The organism is Pseudoalteromonas sp. Angola-30 (genome assembly GCF_028599215.1).
GTDB lineage: Bacteria > Pseudomonadota > Gammaproteobacteria > Enterobacterales > Alteromonadaceae > Pseudoalteromonas > Pseudoalteromonas atlantica.
Map to the genome: position 1 here is coordinate 85,481 of NZ_JAQREI010000008.1, position 17,387 is coordinate 102,867.

16 protein-coding genes are annotated in these 17,387 nt (G+C 41.8%); 2 read left to right on the forward strand and 14 right to left on the reverse strand.

The features are described 5' to 3' along the window. Positions 1-58: 58 nt before the first annotated feature. The 14 genes from PSH54_RS11970 to rpsB all read right to left on the reverse strand — a co-directional run bounded on the left by PSH54_RS11970 (position 59) and on the right by rpsB (position 13,439). Positions 59-445 (reverse strand): septal ring lytic transglycosylase RlpA family protein, encoded by a 387-nt coding sequence (locus PSH54_RS11970; RefSeq protein WP_024033818.1) that lies wholly within the window; start codon positions 443-445, stop codon positions 59-61. Positions 446-582: 137 nt separating this feature from the next. Continuing rightward, entirely contained in the window at positions 583-1,353 is a 771-nt protein-coding gene (gene lpxA / locus PSH54_RS11975) for an acyl-ACP--UDP-N-acetylglucosamine O-acyltransferase (RefSeq protein ID WP_029773689.1), read from the reverse strand. Between the two features lie 2 nt (positions 1,354-1,355). Continuing rightward, the gene (gene fabZ / locus PSH54_RS11980; protein WP_004586929.1) at positions 1,356-1,808 is read right to left on the reverse strand and encodes a 3-hydroxyacyl-ACP dehydratase FabZ; all 453 of its coding nucleotides are present in this window, start codon (positions 1,806-1,808) and stop codon (positions 1,356-1,358) included. A gap of 26 nt (positions 1,809-1,834) precedes the next feature. Beyond that, positions 1,835-2,857: a UDP-3-O-(3-hydroxymyristoyl)glucosamine N-acyltransferase gene (lpxD, locus tag PSH54_RS11985; RefSeq protein ID WP_064386080.1), complete on the reverse strand. Its 1,023-nt coding sequence runs from the start codon at positions 2,855-2,857 to the stop codon at positions 1,835-1,837. 7 nt (positions 2,858-2,864) lie between these two features. After that, positions 2,865-3,383, reverse strand: coding sequence for an OmpH family outer membrane protein (locus PSH54_RS11990; protein WP_024033815.1), 519 nt, complete (start codon positions 3,381-3,383; stop codon positions 2,865-2,867). A gap of 11 nt (positions 3,384-3,394) precedes the next feature. Beyond that, positions 3,395-5,866: an outer membrane protein assembly factor BamA gene (gene bamA, locus PSH54_RS11995; RefSeq protein ID WP_024033814.1), complete on the reverse strand. Its 2,472-nt coding sequence runs from the start codon at positions 5,864-5,866 to the stop codon at positions 3,395-3,397. Positions 5,867-5,968: 102 nt separating this feature from the next. Beyond that, the gene (rseP, locus tag PSH54_RS12000; RefSeq protein ID WP_273606227.1) at positions 5,969-7,321 is read right to left on the reverse strand and encodes a sigma E protease regulator RseP; all 1,353 of its coding nucleotides are present in this window, start codon (positions 7,319-7,321) and stop codon (positions 5,969-5,971) included. A gap of 1 nt (position 7,322) precedes the next feature. Further along, positions 7,323-8,528 (reverse strand): 1-deoxy-D-xylulose-5-phosphate reductoisomerase, encoded by a 1,206-nt coding sequence (gene ispC / locus PSH54_RS12005; protein WP_273606228.1) that lies wholly within the window; start codon positions 8,526-8,528, stop codon positions 7,323-7,325. Beyond that, complete coding sequence (locus PSH54_RS12010) at positions 8,525-9,391, reverse strand: phosphatidate cytidylyltransferase (protein WP_004586923.1); 867 nt, start codon at positions 9,389-9,391, stop codon at positions 8,525-8,527. Before PSH54_RS12010 ends, ispC begins: the two co-directional genes overlap by 4 nt. Before the next feature lie 21 nt (positions 9,392-9,412). After that, positions 9,413-10,192, reverse strand: coding sequence for an isoprenyl transferase (locus PSH54_RS12015; protein WP_004586922.1), 780 nt, complete (start codon positions 10,190-10,192; stop codon positions 9,413-9,415). A gap of 81 nt (positions 10,193-10,273) precedes the next feature. Continuing rightward, positions 10,274-10,831: a ribosome recycling factor gene (frr, locus tag PSH54_RS12020; RefSeq protein WP_004586921.1), complete on the reverse strand. Its 558-nt coding sequence runs from the start codon at positions 10,829-10,831 to the stop codon at positions 10,274-10,276. 13 nt (positions 10,832-10,844) lie between these two features. Continuing rightward, positions 10,845-11,594, reverse strand: coding sequence for a UMP kinase (pyrH, locus tag PSH54_RS12025; protein ID WP_273606229.1), 750 nt, complete (start codon positions 11,592-11,594; stop codon positions 10,845-10,847). Positions 11,595-11,753: 159 nt separating this feature from the next. Then, positions 11,754-12,605, reverse strand: a complete 852-nt coding sequence (tsf, locus tag PSH54_RS12030; RefSeq protein WP_004586919.1) for a translation elongation factor Ts — start codon at positions 12,603-12,605, stop codon at positions 11,754-11,756. 105 nt (positions 12,606-12,710) lie between these two features. After that, positions 12,711-13,439 (reverse strand): 30S ribosomal protein S2, encoded by a 729-nt coding sequence (rpsB, locus tag PSH54_RS12035; RefSeq protein ID WP_004586918.1) that lies wholly within the window; start codon positions 13,437-13,439, stop codon positions 12,711-12,713. Positions 13,440-13,677: 238 nt separating this feature from the next. On the opposite strand from rpsB, the gene map reads away from it, so the two are divergent. Then, positions 13,678-14,496: a type I methionyl aminopeptidase gene (map, locus tag PSH54_RS12040; protein ID WP_223230592.1), complete on the forward strand. Its 819-nt coding sequence runs from the start codon at positions 13,678-13,680 to the stop codon at positions 14,494-14,496. 267 nt (positions 14,497-14,763) lie between these two features. Beyond that, entirely contained in the window at positions 14,764-17,382 is a 2,619-nt protein-coding gene (gene glnD / locus PSH54_RS12045; protein ID WP_273606230.1) for a [protein-PII] uridylyltransferase, read from the forward strand. The last annotated feature ends 5 nt before the right edge of the window (positions 17,383-17,387 follow it).

A 17,387-nucleotide genomic window follows, 5' to 3' on the forward strand; every position in this document is an offset into this window, starting at 1 on the left:
CAACGCGGTTAGCGCTAAAAATAGCTGCTTGAGATAGATATATTATCCAGAGATCAAGTTAATCATTTAAAACGCTGATGGATACATCTATAACGCCGACTTTAGGGTCGGCAATTTTTTTAAACATACCTAACGATAAATCAATAACCCGCCCTCTAACGTACGGGCCTCTATCGTTTATTCTCACGATCACCGATTTGTTATTTGCCAAGTTTGTAACCTTCACTTTTGTACCAAAGGGTAATTCTAAATGCGCAGCAGTGGATGCATTTTGGCTAAATGTTTCGCCGTTTGCTGTTGTGCGACCATGGTATTTATTAGCGTAATAAGAGGCTTTACCTAACTGAGTACGCTCGCCATTAGCAGAGGTAACTATAGGTTGGCTGCTACACGCAGCTAAAATTGATAAAAAACTGAGGGTAAAAATTAACTTAGTAAAAGACATAGATGCGCTTTAATTATAAAAATTCGCGCAAAGGTTAACCTTACGTGGCTGAGTGTGTACTGAATTAAAATATTTTATAGGCAATAAAAAACCACCGTCGATTACTCTTAGGTGGTTTTTTTAAAAGCATAAAGCGCTTATCTTACGATACCGCGCTCAGAGCTTTTCACAAAATCAATCATGGTTTGTACTGCAGGATACTTAGCGGCATCTTCACTTAGTGAGGCAATTGCTTCGTCTACACTTAAGCTCTTACGATAAAACGCTTTATAAGCACGGCGTACGGCCATAATTTCGTCGCTTTCAAAGCCACGACGCTTCATACCTTCTTTATTGGTCGCAGCAGGGCCTGCTGGCATACCAATGGTGGTTACAAATGGCGGTACGTCTTTATTAACGCCTGAGTACATGCCAATAAATGCGTGATCACCAATTTTACAAAATTGATGCACACCTGAGTTACCACCTAAAATAACCCAATCGCCTACATGCACGTGGCCTGCAACGCTTGCGTTATTAGCAAATATAACGTTATTACCAATTACGGCATCGTGAGCAACGTGGGTATACGCCATAAATAAGTTATTACTACCAATTTTAGTAACACCTTGGTCTTGAATAGTACCACGGTGAATGGTTGCACACTCACGTATAACGTTGTTATCGCCCATAATAAGAGTGGTTGGTTCGTTGTTATATTTTTTGTCTTGGCAGGCTTCGCCTACTGACGCAAATTGAAAAATATGATTGCCAGAGCCAATAGTAGATGGCCCTTTAATAACAACGTGAGACTCAATAATACAGTCATCACCGATCACAACATCATTGCCAATATAGCTATATGGACCAACTGAGACATTGTTGCCTAGTTTAGCGCCAGGTTCGATTATTGCTGTAGAATGGATCACTATTAAAACTCTCTTCTCGCACACATAATTTCGGCACTACATACAACCTTGCCGTCGACTCTTGCTTCAGCGGCAAATTTCCATATATTGCGACGCTCTTTTAAAAACTCTACATGCAAATGCATTGTATCGCCCGGTATAACTGGCTGTTTAAAACGTGCGTTATCTACTGCAGCAAATAAGTAAAGCTCGTTATCGCTACGGTTTTCTACTGTTTTAAATCCTAATAAACCGGTGGCTTGCGCCATGGCTTCTAATATTAGCACACCAGGGAAAATTGGCTGATTTGGAAAGTGGCCAGTAAAAATAGGCTCGTTAACCGATACATTTTTAATCGCATGAAGTGACTCGCCAGGCGTAAAGTCAATTACACGATCAATTAAAAGCATCGGGTAGCGGTGTGGTAATAAACTTAAAATTTCTTGAATATCAAGGCTATTTAATTCGTTTGCCAAAATAGCATCCTTATTAGTGTTCAACGTTATGACTTAGCCAATGCTTCAAGCGCTTTGAGACGTGATTTCATGTCTGAAAGATTACGCAAGTGGGCAATTGATTTACGCCATTCTTTATTAGTTGTATGGGGCATACCAGATGAGTAAATACCCGGCTCGGTGATCGATTTAGTCACCATACTCATGCCGGTAATTATAACACCATCACATACTGACATGTGACCATTAATTGCGGTCATGCCACCTATTTGGCAGTTTTTACCAATGGTTACACTACCTGCTAGTACAGTACAGCCTGCAATTGCAGTACCCGAGTTAACTTCAACGTTGTGTGCTATTTGACATTGGTTATCGATGATCACATTACTATGAATAATCGTGTTATCGAGTGCGCCACGGTCAATTGTTGTGCTTGCGCCCACTTCAACCTTGTCGCCGATAATCACAGAGCCTAACTGAGGAATTTTAACCCACTGCCCGCGCTCGTTTGCATAGCCAAATCCGTCACTGCCAACCACACTGTTTGCTTGAAATAAACAATCAGCGCCAATTTCAACATCGTGATAAATAGTCACACTCGGCCAAAGCTTTGTGCCAGAACCTATTTTAACACGTTCACCGATGAAACTGTTCGGACCAATTTGTGCGTTATCACCAATCACTGCACCGGCTTCTATAACTACATTTGCGCCAATGGCAGCACTTGCACTTACCGTTGCACTTGGGTGAATAGTCGCACTAGCGTGAATACCTTGCTGCGCCGCTTGCGGGGTTGTATCCATAAATTGTGCAAGCTTTGCGTAGCTCACATACGGATTTCCAACAATGATTTTTGCGCCACTAAAATACGGTGCATCGGCTTCGCTAAGAATAACAGCACTGGCTTGTGTGGTTTCAAGCTGCGTACGATATTTTGAGTTCGCTAAAAATGCAATATGCCCAGAACGGGCATTTGCAAGTGTAGCTATTTTTGTAATTTCTAAAGCGCCATCACCTTGAAGCTCGGCGCCTAGAAGTTCCGCAATGTGCGAAAGCGTATAATTTTGCATAGAGTGATTATTTCTTACTAACTGCTGATACAACTTTGCTTGAAAGATCAGTTACTTCTTTAGGGTTAAAGTAAATAGTAGTGTCTTTAACTTTAACTTCATCGAAGTCGCCATCTTTAGCAATTTCTTCAATTGTTTTAACAATTAAACCCTGAACTTTAGCAAGCTCTTGGTTTTGACGTGCTTTGATTTCTTGCTCTAAAGGACGACCTTTTTCAGCAAGGTTTTGTTGCATGCCTTGGATTTTGTCACGTAGTGCATCTTTTTGAGCTTGGCTCATTGTAGTGCTTTCACGCTTAAATTTTTCTGCTTCAAAGCGAATGTCGCCTTGTAGTTTTTCAAGCTCTTGACGACGCTCAGCAAACTCAGTTTGTAAAGACTGCTCAATTTTAGCCATTTGAGGAATTTGCTTGTAGATCTCTTGCATATCAACAATGCCTACTTTGTGGGCAAATGCACTTGCAGAGGTGCCCATCATCAATGTTGCTAACACGGCTACTGCTGTTGATTTAAATAATTTTTTCACAAAAAACTCCTTTAGAAAGTGTTACTAATATTAAAGCTGATGGTCTTTGTATCGTCATCTTCTTCTTTTTGCAATGGATACGCAAAACTAATCAGCATTGGACCCATTGGAGAGATCCATTGTAAAGATAAACCGGTTGATACCCTAAAGCGCATTGGATCAGAGTAATCATCTAACTTAGCACGCTCATCTGGCGCTAAGTTTTGGAAACGGTCAACGTTAAATTCAGTATCCCATACGTTGGCAGCATCTACAAAGAAACTGGTACGTACAGAACTGGTGTTTTCTTCATCTAAGAACGGCGTAGGTACAATTAACTCCATACCTGCAACCGCTTTTGCATTACCACCAATACGCCCTTGTGGTACTAAAATATCAAACTCATCAGAGCCACCGATGCTACCGGTTGTAGTACCATCAGCACCTGGCGTACCAGGGATTGATAAAGGAACACGTGATACAGCACGCGGCAATATAGTATTACGGTCAAAGCCACGTAGTTCCATTTCCGTTATACGGAAGAACTCTTGGAATGGCAGAGTTTGCTCATAACCATTGGTTGACCCATAACCATTACCGTAACCAAGCGCTGCACGTGTTGAGAACACCCAACGGTGGTCATTCGATATTGGCCAGTAAAAGCGCGAATCGTAGTTCAGTTTAAAATACTGAAGGTCAGAGTTAGGCGTTGTGGCTGTTAAATTTAATGTTTGGCGCGAACCCGCTGTTGGGAATAAACCACGGTTAACTGTGATACGCGACCAACCAACACTTAGCTCATATTTAGTAAAGTCAAAGCCAGCATCTGGGTTTTCTTCATCTAAGAAGGTTTCGCGTAGTACGCGAGTTTGTTCGTACTCGGCAATTTCTGAAAGTTCTTCTTGAATCCAACGTACGCCAAAGTTAACACGGTTTACCGCATCAATTGGGAAACCAATATTGGTACCAATACCGTAACTTGTTGATTTATAATCTACTAAGCTAAATTTACTGGCATCGTAGTTGTTGTAAAAAATACTGCTGCCTTGCGATACACCATCTGGCGTAAAGTAAGGGTCGGTGTACGACAAGCTAATGCTTTCAGAACCAGTAGAGGTATTTAAGTTTAAGCCAATTTGATTACCCGTACCTAAAAAGTTAGATTCGGTCACACCAATATTAAACTGAAGCCCTGCGTATGAGCCATACGCTAAGCCCGCGTTAAAGCTACCGGCCGATTGCTCTTTTACTGTAAAGTCTACGTCTACTTGGTCATCTACACCCGGTACTGGTACTACGTTAAAATCAACAGTTTCCATGTACGGTAAACGTTGAATTTGCAGCTTTGAGCGCTCAAGGTTTTGATTAGATAACCATGCACCTTCAAGTTGTGTCATTTCGCGGCGAAGTACTTCATCAGCAGTATTTTGGTTACCACCAACGATGATACGACGTACGTACACACGCTTGCCCGGATTTACCGACAGCGTAAGTTGCACTTCTTGTTTTTCATCATCAATTTCTGGAATTGTGCGTACTTCGGCATTGGCATAACCAAAGCGCGCTAAGTAGCTTTTGATAAACTCTTCAGATGAGGTCACCACTGAGCCATTGTAAAGCTCGCCGGCGCGAAGCGGGATAACGCTTTTGATTAGCTCTTCTCGGCCAAGTAAATCACCGATAAAGTCAAAACCTTTAACTGTGTACTTAACACCTTCTGTTAAGTTAGCAGTTACATACACAGATTCGCGCTCAGGACTTACTGATACTTGCGTAGAGTCGATATTAAAACGTAAGTAACCGCGGTCTAAGTAAAAGCTGCGAATTTTTTCTAAATCGCCTTCAATGGTTTGTTTTTGGTAACGGTCGCTACCCATAAACTGCCACCACGGTAAATCTTGTTGCGATTCAGCAAGCTTTAAAAGCTCTTCGTTAGAGAATAATTCGTTACCAACTAAGTTGATTTGACGAATAGAGGCGGCTTCGCCTTCGTCAAATTCTAGCTTAAGCTTTACACGGTTACGTGGCAGCTTAGTTACGCTAATATCAACGGTGGCATTGTATTTACCAATACTGTGGAAAAACTCAACCAACCCTTTTTCGATATTATCGATAACGGTTTTATCAAGCGGTTCACCTTGGCGAATGTCTTGCTGATCGAGTGATTCGTTAAGCTGCTCGTCTTTTATATCTTTATTGCCTTCAAACTCAATAAAGCTAATAGTAGGACGCTCAGTCACTTTAAAAATAACGTTATTACCATCGCGTAACGCTTTGATGTTGTCAAAGTGACCTGAACGATAAAGTGACTTTATTGTTTTTGAAATCGTATAGTCATCAACGTTATCGCCCACATTGATAGGAACATGCGTTAGTGCTGCACCAAGTGCTACACGTTGCAAACCTTCAATTTTTAAATCTTCAACAATAAAGGAGTTTTGGCCCAGGGCTGCAAAACTTGCACCCAATAAACTTGAAACTGCCAAATGTTTTTTTATAGCCATTTTATTATCTTTATCCTTTACAACTGTATTACCGCTTAACATCAAAACTAATAATTAGTGATGCTTACAATCGTGTTCTAATTAGTAATTGTCACGCTGTAACTACAAACGCGATACATCATTGAACAAAGCGAAACATGTTAAAAATATGAGCAGCAAGGCGCCCACTTTAAAACCAAATTCTTGTGTCTTTTCAGAGACCGGCTTTTTACGGAAAAGTTCAATTATGTAATACATTAAGTGTCCACCATCAAGCACTGGCAGAGGTAATAAATTAAATACACCCAAGTTAACGCTTATTAGCGCTAAAAAGCTTAAAAAGGCGACTAGCCCGTAGCTTACGCTAGTTCCTGCACCAACTGCAATGCCCACAGGGCCACTTAAATTTTTAACCGAAACCTGACCTGTAATTAAATTACCAATCATGTCAAAGCTAAGCGTTATAAGGCGCCAGGTCTCTTGGGTACCACGAACAATACTATCAAGCGGACCAAAGCTTCGGGTTTCAACATAGCCATCAGGCCAAGGTTGAACAACCGGCGCAACACCTAAAAACCCTTGTTCAATACCGTGCTCATTAATGCGCGATTTAGGCGTTACTGTTACGCTATTTATACTATCTTGTCTTTTTACACTAAATTGTAAAGATTTGTTAGCCGATTGCGTAATAAGATTAACTAATTGCTGCCAATCGCTTATTGTTTCACCATTTACAGCGATAATCGTATCGTTAACCTGCAAATTAGCCAGTTCGGCTGCTGAATTTTTAGTAATAGCCGCAATGGTTAATGTGGCTTGCGGTCTAAATGGTACAATACCCAACGAACTCAGTGGCGGCACGTCTTGTTGATCGAGCTTCCAACCCTCTACGTTAAGCATTTTTGTTTGCTCTTGGTAGTTTTCATTACGCACTACTACGGGCACGCTTTGCTCACCTAAGCTCGACATAAGTGCAAAAGTTGCATCTTGCCAGGTGGCAATTGTGTCATCACCAATTTTAATAATTTGTTCAGAGGGCATAATGCCCGCCTGCTCTGCTCTGCTACCTTCGGTAATACTACCCACTACAGGTTTTACCGATTGCACGCCCACCATGTACATAGCCGCCAACGCCACAATAGCAAATAAAAAATTAGCCAGCGGGCCGGCTGCTACTATGGCTATACGGGCCTGAACCGATTTAGCGTTAAATGACAAATGGCGCTCATTTTCAGGTACCTCATCCACGCGTTCATCAAGCATTTTAACGTAGCCACCCAGTGGAATAGCGGCAATTACGTATTCTGTATTGTATTTATCGTGCCACTTTAAAAGCGGTTTACCAAAACCAATCGAAAAGCGCAGCACTTTAACACCCATTTTACGGGCCACCCAAAAGTGCCCATATTCATGAATAGCAACTAAAATGCCCAGCGCTAAAATAAACGAGCCAAGATTCCAAAAAAAATCTAACATATTAATGAGTCACTTTTGTTATTAGGTCCGCTGCACGTTGGCGGGCTTGTTGGTCACACGCTAATATTTCATCTAGGCTTTGTACGTTAGTGAATGTGGCCGCTTCAAGCGTTTGTGCATTAATTTTATAAATGTCAGTAAAGCCAATTTGGCCTTTTAAAAATGCCGCAACCGCTATTTCGTTTGCTGCATTTACCGTTGTGGTTGCGCCTTGCCCTGCGCTGCACGCATCAATAGCAAGTTGTAAATTTGGATAACGCGCAAAATCAGGTTTTGTGAACGAAAAATCACAAATATCCGAAAAGTTGAGTGGTTTTACACCCGCGTTAATTCGATCTGGGTAAGCGAGTGCGTGTGCAATAGGTGTGCGCATATCGGGGTTACCCATTTGCGCTAAAATGGAGCCATCGTGGTATTGCACCATAGAATGAATAATACTTTGCGGGTGGATCACCACATCAATATCGCTGGTGTCACAATTAAACAGCCATTTAGCTTCAATAAATTCAAGCCCTTTGTTCATCATGGTGGCTGAATCTACCGATATTTTTTGCCCCATAGACCAATTAGGGTGAGCGACGGCTTCACTAACCGTAACCTCTTTTAAGGTATTTATATCGCGCGTTAAAAATGGCCCACCAGAGCCGGTAAGCAATATTTTACTTACGCCATGCTCTTGTAAATTTTGATCAGCGTTTGCGTTTTGAAGTGAATGAGGTAAGCACTGAAAAATAGCGTTATGCTCGCTATCAATAGGCAACAACGTGGCTTTATGCTGTTTTACTTTATCAATAAACAACTGCCCTGACATAACCAACGATTCTTTATTGGCAAGCAGTACTTTTTTACCTGCTTCAACGGCGCTTAGTGTAGGCAGTAAACCGGCAGCGCCAACAATAGCTGACATTACGGTATCGACATCGGGATGCGCACATAAATCGCTCATAGCCTGCGGTGAATGCATTACTAAGGTTTGGCATGGCGTATTATTTAAATACGATGATAGTTGCTCTGCAGCGCTTTGTGTGGCCATAACCGCATATAACGGTTTGTGCTCAATACAAAGCTCTGCCATTTTTTTTGCATTGTGGCCTGCAGTGAGGGCAAATACGTTAAATAGCGCTTTGTTTCGCGCTATAACATCTAATGTACTTAACCCAATTGAACCTGTAGCGCCTAAAATAACAAGTTGTTGCTGTTGGCTCATAAACTCAAGGTCCATGCATAGCACATTACAAACATTGGGGCTGCTGCGGTTAAGCTGTCAATTCTATCTAAAATACCGCCGTGGCCGGGTAAACAGCGACCACTGTCTTTTAGGCCGGCTTCACGTTTAAACATGCTTTCGAGTAAATCACCGACAGCCGAAAACAAGGCTATAAAGGCGGTCATTACGGCATAAATAGGCCATACAGCAAAATCCACACCGGTAAAGTGACAAAAAGCTAAAACAAATATAATCGATGCAACCACACCGCCTGCTAGGCCTTCGATGGTTTTATTTGGGCTCACCTTTGGCATAAGCTTGTGCTTACCAAAACTTTTGCCTGTAAAATAAGCCCCTACATCGGCGCTCCACACAATACCAAGTACCACTAAAATCAGTACCGAGCCAAAGTGCGTTGATTCAGCGTATTGCGCGCTACGTAAGGTATTGAGTGCAAGCCAAAGTGGGATTAAAGTAAGCAACCCGGCAATGCCGCGCATTACCAAGCCTTCGTTCCATGCTTTGGCCATGGCTGGGTAGCGCCAAATTAAATAACTGGCCACAATCCACCAAGCAAACGAGAGCGTAAATAAGTAATTTGCATCCCCGACCAGCTGGCCGTTTTGCCACAGTGATTCAATCGGCCAATGTAAATTTAGTAGCGCCAATAACGCGCCAATTAACACCACAAACGCACCACGTTTTAATTTTGTGCATAGGCCCATAAAAGCAGACCACTCCCACGCGCCAAGTAAAACAATAATACCGGCAAAATAACTAAACAATGTTAGTGGAGTATAAAAAACCAAGGCTAGCGCTAACGGCGCTAATACAACCGAGGTTAAAATTCGTTGTTTTAACAAAATAGTGACCCTTATTCTATTTTAGGTTTGAGCGAGTAATTGTTTTATTTGTTCGCCCGTACAACCAAAACGTCGCTCTCTGGCAACGTAACACGCAATGGCCTCAGCAAATGCTGCTTCATTAAAATCAGGCCAAAGAGTTTCGGTAAAGTAAAGTTCCGCATAAGCAGCTTGCCATAGTAAAAAGTTACTAATACGAACATCACCACCCGTGCGAATTAGTAAATCCGGCTCCGCTTGGTCTGCCATGCTCATATGCTGTGCTAAGCGCTCTTCTGTAACATCCTCTGCCTTGAGTTGTCCGTTTGCAACTTGAAGTGCTAGTTGCTTTGCTGCATTTGCCATATCCCATCTACCGCCATAATTAGCGGCCACGTTTAAATGCAAACCGGTGTTATCTGCTGTTAGCTCATGCGCAGCGTTTACTTTGCTACGTAAACTTTCAGAGAATCGTGATAAATCTCCAATAATGGTCAGTTTTACATTATTTTTATGAAGCTTTTTTACTTCCTTTGTTAAAACAAACAAAAAAAGCTCCATTAAAGTGTTTACTTCGTCTTCGGGGCGGCGCCAGTTTTCACTACTAAAAGCAAATAAGGTTAACGATTGTATCCCTAATTTAGTACAAAACTGAACAGATTGACGAACTGCGTCCACGCCTTTTTTATGCCCGAACACACGAGGTCTATTTCTAGCTTGCGCCCAACGCCCGTTACCATCCATGATGATGGCAACATGTTTAGGTAAACATTGCTGTGAAATTGTATCAGCGTCTAGAACCATAAATATTGAGTATTCCATAAAAAAACGCCGCCTAGTATACCCTAGACGGCGTTTCAAAACTAATATATTTCATAACCTGCATTGAGGTTATTTAGCTGTTTAGATTTCCATCAACTCAGCTTCTTTCGCTGTTAGTTGTGCATCCATTTCTTTGATAAATTTATCTGTAAGCTTTTGAATTGTATCTTCTGCTTGACGCGCTTCATCTTCAGAAATTTCTTTATCTTTTAATAAAGATTTTACATCGCCATTAGCGTCACGACGAATGTTACGCACAGCCACACGGCCGCTTTCTACTTCGCCACGTACAATTTTAATTAAATCTTTACGACGCTCTTCTGTAAGCGGAGGAAGTGGTACGCGAATTACTGTACCAGCAGACATAGGGTTTAAACCTAAGTCAGACGCCATAATTGCTTTTTCTACAGCTTGCGCTAAAGACTTATCGAATACGCCGATAGCCAGCGTACGAGAGTCTTCAATCGTTACATTAGCCACTTGGTTAAGCGGTGTATCAGCACCGTAGTACGATACCATAATGCCGTCTAAAATTGCTGGGTGAGCACGACCTGTACGAATTTTTGATAGTTGACTACCTAGTGCTGCTACACTTTTTTGCATGCGCTCTTGCGCATCTTTTTGAATATCGTTAATCACGGTTTAATCCTAATTATTTGATTACTTCATCTGAGGCTTGTGAAGAGATAAGTGTGCCTTCTTCTTCACCCATAATTACGCGTTTTAAGGCGCCTGATTTATTCATGTTAAATACGCTCAATGGCATATTATGATCGCGAGCGAGTGTAAACGCCGCTAAATCCATTACTTTTAGTTCTTTATCAATAACTTCATTGTAGCTTAAGTGACGGTAAAGCGTGGCTTCTGGGTTTTTAACCGGATCATCACTAAATACGCCATCAACCTTAGTCGCTTTAATTACAGTGTCGGCTTCAATTTCAATACCGCGTAAACACGCAGCAGAATCGGTAGTGAAGAACGGGTTACCCGTACCTGCTGCAAAAATAACAACGCGGCCAGATTTTAATAAGCTAATTGCCTCAGCCCAGTTGTATGCATCACATACACCGTTTAGAGGGATTGCCGACATTAAACGACAATTAACAAATGCACGGTGTAGTGCATCACGCATTGCAAGGCCGTTCATTACGGTTGCAAGCATACCCATGTGGTCACCAACTACGCGGTTCATGCCAGCTTCTGCTAGTGATCCGCCACGTAAAAAGTTACCACCGCCGATAACCAAACCCACTTCTACGTCGAGTTCTACCAGCTCTTTAATTTCTTGGGCCATACGATCTAGCACTTTTGGGTCGATGCCGAAGCCTTCGTCTCCCATTAAAGCTTCACCACTTAATTTGAGAAGAACACGTCTAAAAATAGGTTTACGATTGATAGTCATAGTATTGGGGCCAACTTTTTATTAAATTATGGGTAAAAAATAACCGCGCTTATGATAAACATAAAAGCGCGGTTATTTTAAAGAATTTCTAAGCGTGACGCAAAAGCAAATAGTACTTTAATGGCATCTAATTTCCTTATGCATCACAAATAGTTAATCTTACTCGCCTTTTGCAGCTGCAATTTGAGCAGCAACTTCAGCAGCAAAATCTTCTTCTTTCTTCTCGATACCTTCACCAACTTCTACACGTGCGAAGCTAGTAACTGTTGCGTTTTTCTCTTTAAGAATTTCGCCAACAGATTTTTTAGGCTCCATGATGAAAGCTTGACCAGTAAGAGAAACCTCACCAGTAAATTTCTTCATGCGGCCAACAACCATTTTTTCAGCGATTTCAGCAGGCTTGCCTTCGTTCATCGCGATGTCGATTTGAACTTGCTTTTCTTTTTCTACAACGTCAGCAGGTACATCTTCAGGCGTTAAGTACTCTGGGTTTGAAGCAGCAACGTGCATTGCAATGTGCTTAAGTGTTTCTTCATCAGCAACACCTGCAACAACAACACCAATACGCTCACCGTGACGGTATTCAACAAGTGTTTCACCAGTGATGTACTGAAGACGACGTACGTTAATGTTTTCACCAATTTTAGTTACTAGCTCAACACGGTCTTCTTCAAACTTAGCTTGTAAGTCTTCGATAGTGATTGTTTCAGCGATAGCAGCGTCAGCAACTTTGTTAGCAAACGCTAAGAAGCTTTCGTCTTTTGCTACGAAGTCAGTTTGACAGTTAACTTCTACTAGTACTGCAACACCATCGTTTTGCTTGATGATGATAGTACCTTCAGCAGCAATGTTACCTGCTTTCTTAGCAGCCTTTGCAGCACCGCTCTTACGCATGTTTTCAATCGCTAACTCGATGTCGCCATCAGTTTCAGTTAACGCTTTTTTACAATCCATCATGCCAGCGCCAGTACGCTCGCGTAATTCTTTAACTAGGGCAGTAGTTACAGCCATTAGTAAATCCTCAAATCTGAAATCAGGTATTAGATAAGCGGGTAAACCGCTCTACAAGAATAGCAAGTCTTCACCTTAAAAAGATGAAGACTTGATGACAGCTAATTACTCAGCTTCTACAAAGTCGTCTTTCTCAGCTTGAGCAACGATGTTGTTCTCACGACCTTCAGTGATAGCAGCTGCAACAGAGCTAGTGTAAAGGTTGATTGCACGGATAGCATCATCGTTACCAGGTACGATGTAATCAACACCGTCTGGGTTAGAGTTAGTATCAACGATTGCAACAACTGGAATACCTAGGTTGTTTGCTTCACGGATAGCAATGTGCTCGTGATCAGCATCGATAACGAAGATAGCGTCTGGAAGGCCACCCATGTTTTTGATACCGCCAAGGCTCTTTTCAAGCTTTTCCATTTCGCGAGTAAGCATTAACGCTTCTTTCTTAGTTAACTTCTCGAAAGTACCGTCTTGGCTTTGAGCTTCAAGGTCTTTAAGACGCTTGATTGACTGACGAACTGTTTTCCAGTTAGTTAACATACCACCTAACCAACGGTGGTTAACGAAGAACTGGTCGCTTTGTAAAGCAGCTTCTTTAACTGCTTCGCTTGCTGCACGCTTAGTACCAACGAAAAGAACTTTACCTTTGTTTGCAGCAGCACTTGATAAAAACTTAAGTGCGTCGTTGAACATTGGTACTGTTTGCTCAAGGTTGATGATATGTACACGGTTACGTGCGCCGAAGATGAAAGGCTTCATCTTAGGGTTCCAGTAACGTGCTTGGTGACCAAAGTGAACACCAGCTTGAAGCATATCGCGCATTGAAACGTTTGCCATTTTGTAAATCCTCTATGTAGTTTAGGGTTAGGCCTCCACATATCCCATAGCACCAACACCGAAGTATTTAAACTTCAAATGCACCCAAGTGTATGTGACGATACGTGTGTGTGTTAAAATAAAATTGTGTTTGCCTTAAATACAAAAAATCATTTAAGAATTTATTTGTAAAAAGACGGCGCGCTTTATACCATATTAAAATTAAATACTCAACGTCGCGTGCAAAATTTGTGCGACGATAAATGTTAAAAAACGCAACTTTGGAGCCTCAATGAGCGCTGTGATCAAGACCCCTGAAGAAATTGAAAAAATGCGTGTAGCCGGGCGTTTAGCGGCAGACGTACTTGAAATGATTGAACCACATGTAGTGCCAGGTGTGACTACTGATGAGCTAAATACAATTTGTCATGATTATATTGTAAATGTGCAAGATGCCATACCTGCGCCACTAAATTACCACGGTTTTCCTAAGTCGGTTTGTACCTCTGTAAATCATGTAATTTGCCACGGTATTCCAAATGACAAACCGCTAAAAGATGGCGATAGCGTCAACATTGATGTAACCGTAATTAAAGACGGTTACCACGGCGACACCTCAAAGATGTTTCATGTAGGTACGCCTAACATTCAAGGTAAACGCCTTGCACAAGTAACACAAGAAAGCTTATACCTTGCCATTAAAATGGTAAAACCAGGTGTGCGTTTAGGCGATATTGGTGAAGCAATTCAAAAATACGCAGAGAGCTTTAACTACTCAATTGTACGTGAATACTGCGGCCACGGTATTGGTAGCGAATTTCACGAAGAGCCTCAAGTAATGCACTACGGTAAAGCGGGTACTGGCGAAACACTTAAAGCCGGTATGTGTTTAACAATAGAGCCAATGGTTAACGCAGGTAAGCGCCAGTGTAAACTTTTAAAAGATGAGTGGACTGTAGTTACACGCGACCGTAGTTTGTCTGCACAGTGGGAACACACCCTATTAGTGACTGAAAATGGTGTTGAAATTTTAACGCTGCGATCAGATGATACTATCGACAGGATTATCGAACACTAATAAAAACCGAGCCACTTGATAAAAGTATTTAACCTCTAATCGGGTTAATATATTTAATAACATACTGAATTATATGTAATATTTATTTTATTATTCCCAAGCTGGAGATTTTCAGTGAAAACAAATCGAATTGACGCGTCAAATAGCGAGCCTATTTGCAAGTGGATTCAACACTGTTAACACAGAAAATAGCCGCTGGGGATAGACTTATTACTTCACGTTCAGGTTATTTATCAATGCTAACGGTTCAATAAGGAGCCAGCCCACGTGGCATTACCCAACAAAGTAAAAAAGTTGCTTAGCGATGCTGAGCAACTGAGCGATTATCGCGATTGTTCTAGCTATTTTTATAAGTGGTTACATAACGAATTTTCTAAGCAACCAGTTGGTAATTTAATTAATGCCCGGGCTGAGTTTATAGACCGCCTGCTAATTAAACTGTTTCATGTTTACGATTTAGCTCACGAGCCTGATCTTGCCCTTATTGCCGTGGGCGGGTATGGCCGTGGCGAACTACACCCCTACTCCGATATTGACTTTTTACTGCTTGTTACGCAGCCGCCTAGCGAGCAAATATGTGAAAAAATAGGCCAGTTTGTTACCATGCTATGGGATCTCAATTTAGAGATAGGCCACAGTGTGCGTACCATTGAACAAGCCATTGAGCAAAAACGTGAAGACGTTACCTTTGCCACCAGCTTGCTCGAAAGCAGGCTCATTTTTGGTAATCACATTGAGTTTGAAAAACTCAAAACGCATATTATAGAAACCCCGGTTTGGCGCTCAGGTGAATTTTTTGTAGCCAAAGTGCAAGAGCAAAACCTACGCCATAAAAAGTGCCACGGCACTGCTTACAACCTAGAGCCAAACATAAAAGAAAACCCCGGTGGCCTTCGCGATTTACAAACCATTATTTGGGTTGCTAAAAAGCACTTTAGAGCCGAAACCCTACAAGAGCTAATTAGCCACGGCTACTTAACACATGAAGAGTTTCAGGAGCTTTCGGAGTGCCTAGAAAACCTTTGGAATATTCGCTTTGCACTGCATTTAGCCGCTGGGCGCTCAGAAAACCGTTTGTTGTTTGACCATCAACCACACACAGCTGAAATACTTGGCTTTGGTAGCGATGGTAAAGCTTCGGTTGAGCGTATGATGAAACGCTTATTTAGAATAATGAGCCGCATACGCGAGCTTAATCAAATGCTGCTATCGTACTTTGAAGAAAGTATTATGCCAGAGAGCAGCGAAGCGCCAGTAATTGAGTTAGACAAAGACTTTGAACGCGTTGGGCACCAAATTAGGGTTAAAAACCCATCGGTATTTTTTAGACGCGATCAACTTTTTGTTTTGTTTGAGCATATTGCCGACAACCCCGAAATTACCCATATTTACCCAAGTACTATTCGTACCATTAGGCAAGTACGCAGGCGTCTATTAGGTGACTTACAAGATTACGCAGCGTGTCGCGAGGCATTCATGCGTATTGTAAAACACCCAAACGGCATGGGCCGCGCATTCACGCTCATGCACAAACACGGCATGCTGGCCGCGTATTTACCACAATGGCGTAATATATTTGGGCAAATGCAATTTGACTTATTTCATGCCTACACAGTAGATGAGCACACCCATAAATTAATCAATAATATTTACCAATATTTTGATAAATCTAAAGTGAGCGAGTTTCCTATTTGTAGTGAAATAGTAACCCGAATGGATAAGCCTGAGCTGCTTTATTTAGCGGGTATTTTTCATGATATTGCTAAAGGGCGTGGCGGCGATCACTCAGAGCTAGGCTCAGTGGATGCCATTGCTTTTTCTAAATTACATGGCTTCCCATCATCTGATGGCAAGCTTATATCGTGGCTAGTTGGTAACCATTTACTTATGTCGGTTACTGCGCAGCGTAAAGACATAAATGACCCAGGTGTTATTAAAGACTTTGCTTCGCGCGTAAAAACAGAGCGCCAACTCGATTACCTCTATTGTTTAACCGTTGCCGATATACGCGCGACCAACGACAACTTATGGAATGATTGGAAAAACACTCTACTACGCGAGTTATACTTGCATACTCAGCGCGCATTACGCCTAGGGCTTGAAAACCCAATGGATCAACGCGACCAAATACGCGATAAAAAACACCAAGCTAAACAGCGCTTACTTAATTTGGGCTACCTAGAAAACCAAATTGATTTAATTTGGAGCCGCTTTAAAGCCAATTACTTTACTGCCTTTAGCGAGCAGCAAATATCATGGCAAACCGAGCACCTATTAAAATGCGCAGACTTAAGCCTACCCAGTGTCATTGTTTCTGATAAAGCAATGCATGGTGGCACGCAAGTGTTTGCTTATAGCCCATACTCTGGGCCGTTATTCGCTCGTTTAGTTAGCGTAATTGGTTCTAAAAAGGCGCAAATACAACACGCTCAAGTGCTTACTACCAAAGATGGCTACGCCCTATTTAACTTTGTAATACTTGAAGTGAGCGGCGACCCTATTGCAAGTAGCCGTGCTCAGTCAATTAAACGTGGGCTTGAGCAAGCACTTAGCGAACCACGCAAAAAAATACGCTTTAAAAAGAATCGCTCGCAACGATTTAAAGACTTTAATATTAAACCTAAAATAGTGCTGCGCCCTCATGCACGTAAAGATCGCAGCCTAATAGAAATTCAAGCTGTTGATATACCCGGTTTACTTACTAAAATTGCCGAAGTTTTCCAAACGCATTTACTACACATTCACGCAGCCCGTATTACAACGGTAGGTGAACGTGCAGAGGATTTCTTTGTCGTATCAAATAACGAATACCAAGCGCTGACTGATGAAGAGCAAGCCAAAATTCATCAGGCATTACGTAAAAAATTCAACGCCGAAACAGAATAAGGACA

Bases quoted from the DNA above. Each gene is read 5' to 3' on its own strand.
- PSH54_RS11970 (WP_024033818.1), bottom strand. From the start codon at position 445: ATGTCTTTTACTAAGTTAATTTTTACCCTCAGTTTTTTATCAATTTTA.
- lpxD (WP_064386080.1), bottom strand. From the start codon at position 2,857: ATGCAAAATTATACGCTTTCGCACATTGCGGAACTTCTAGGCGCCGAG.
- bamA (WP_024033814.1), bottom strand. From the start codon at position 5,866: ATGGCTATAAAAAAACATTTGGCAGTTTCAAGTTTATTGGGTGCAAGT.
- rseP (WP_273606227.1), bottom strand. From the start codon at position 7,321: ATGTTAGATTTTTTTTGGAATCTTGGCTCGTTTATTTTAGCGCTGGGC.
- ispC (WP_273606228.1), bottom strand. From the start codon at position 8,528: ATGAGCCAACAGCAACAACTTGTTATTTTAGGCGCTACAGGTTCAATT.
- PSH54_RS12015 (WP_004586922.1), bottom strand. From the start codon at position 10,192: ATGGAATACTCAATATTTATGGTTCTAGACGCTGATACAATTTCACAG.
- pyrH (WP_273606229.1), bottom strand. From the start codon at position 11,594: ATGACTATCAATCGTAAACCTATTTTTAGACGTGTTCTTCTCAAATTA.
- tsf (WP_004586919.1), bottom strand. From the start codon at position 12,605: ATGGCTGTAACTACTGCCCTAGTTAAAGAATTACGCGAGCGTACTGGC.
- rpsB (WP_004586918.1), bottom strand. From the start codon at position 13,439: ATGGCAAACGTTTCAATGCGCGATATGCTTCAAGCTGGTGTTCACTTT.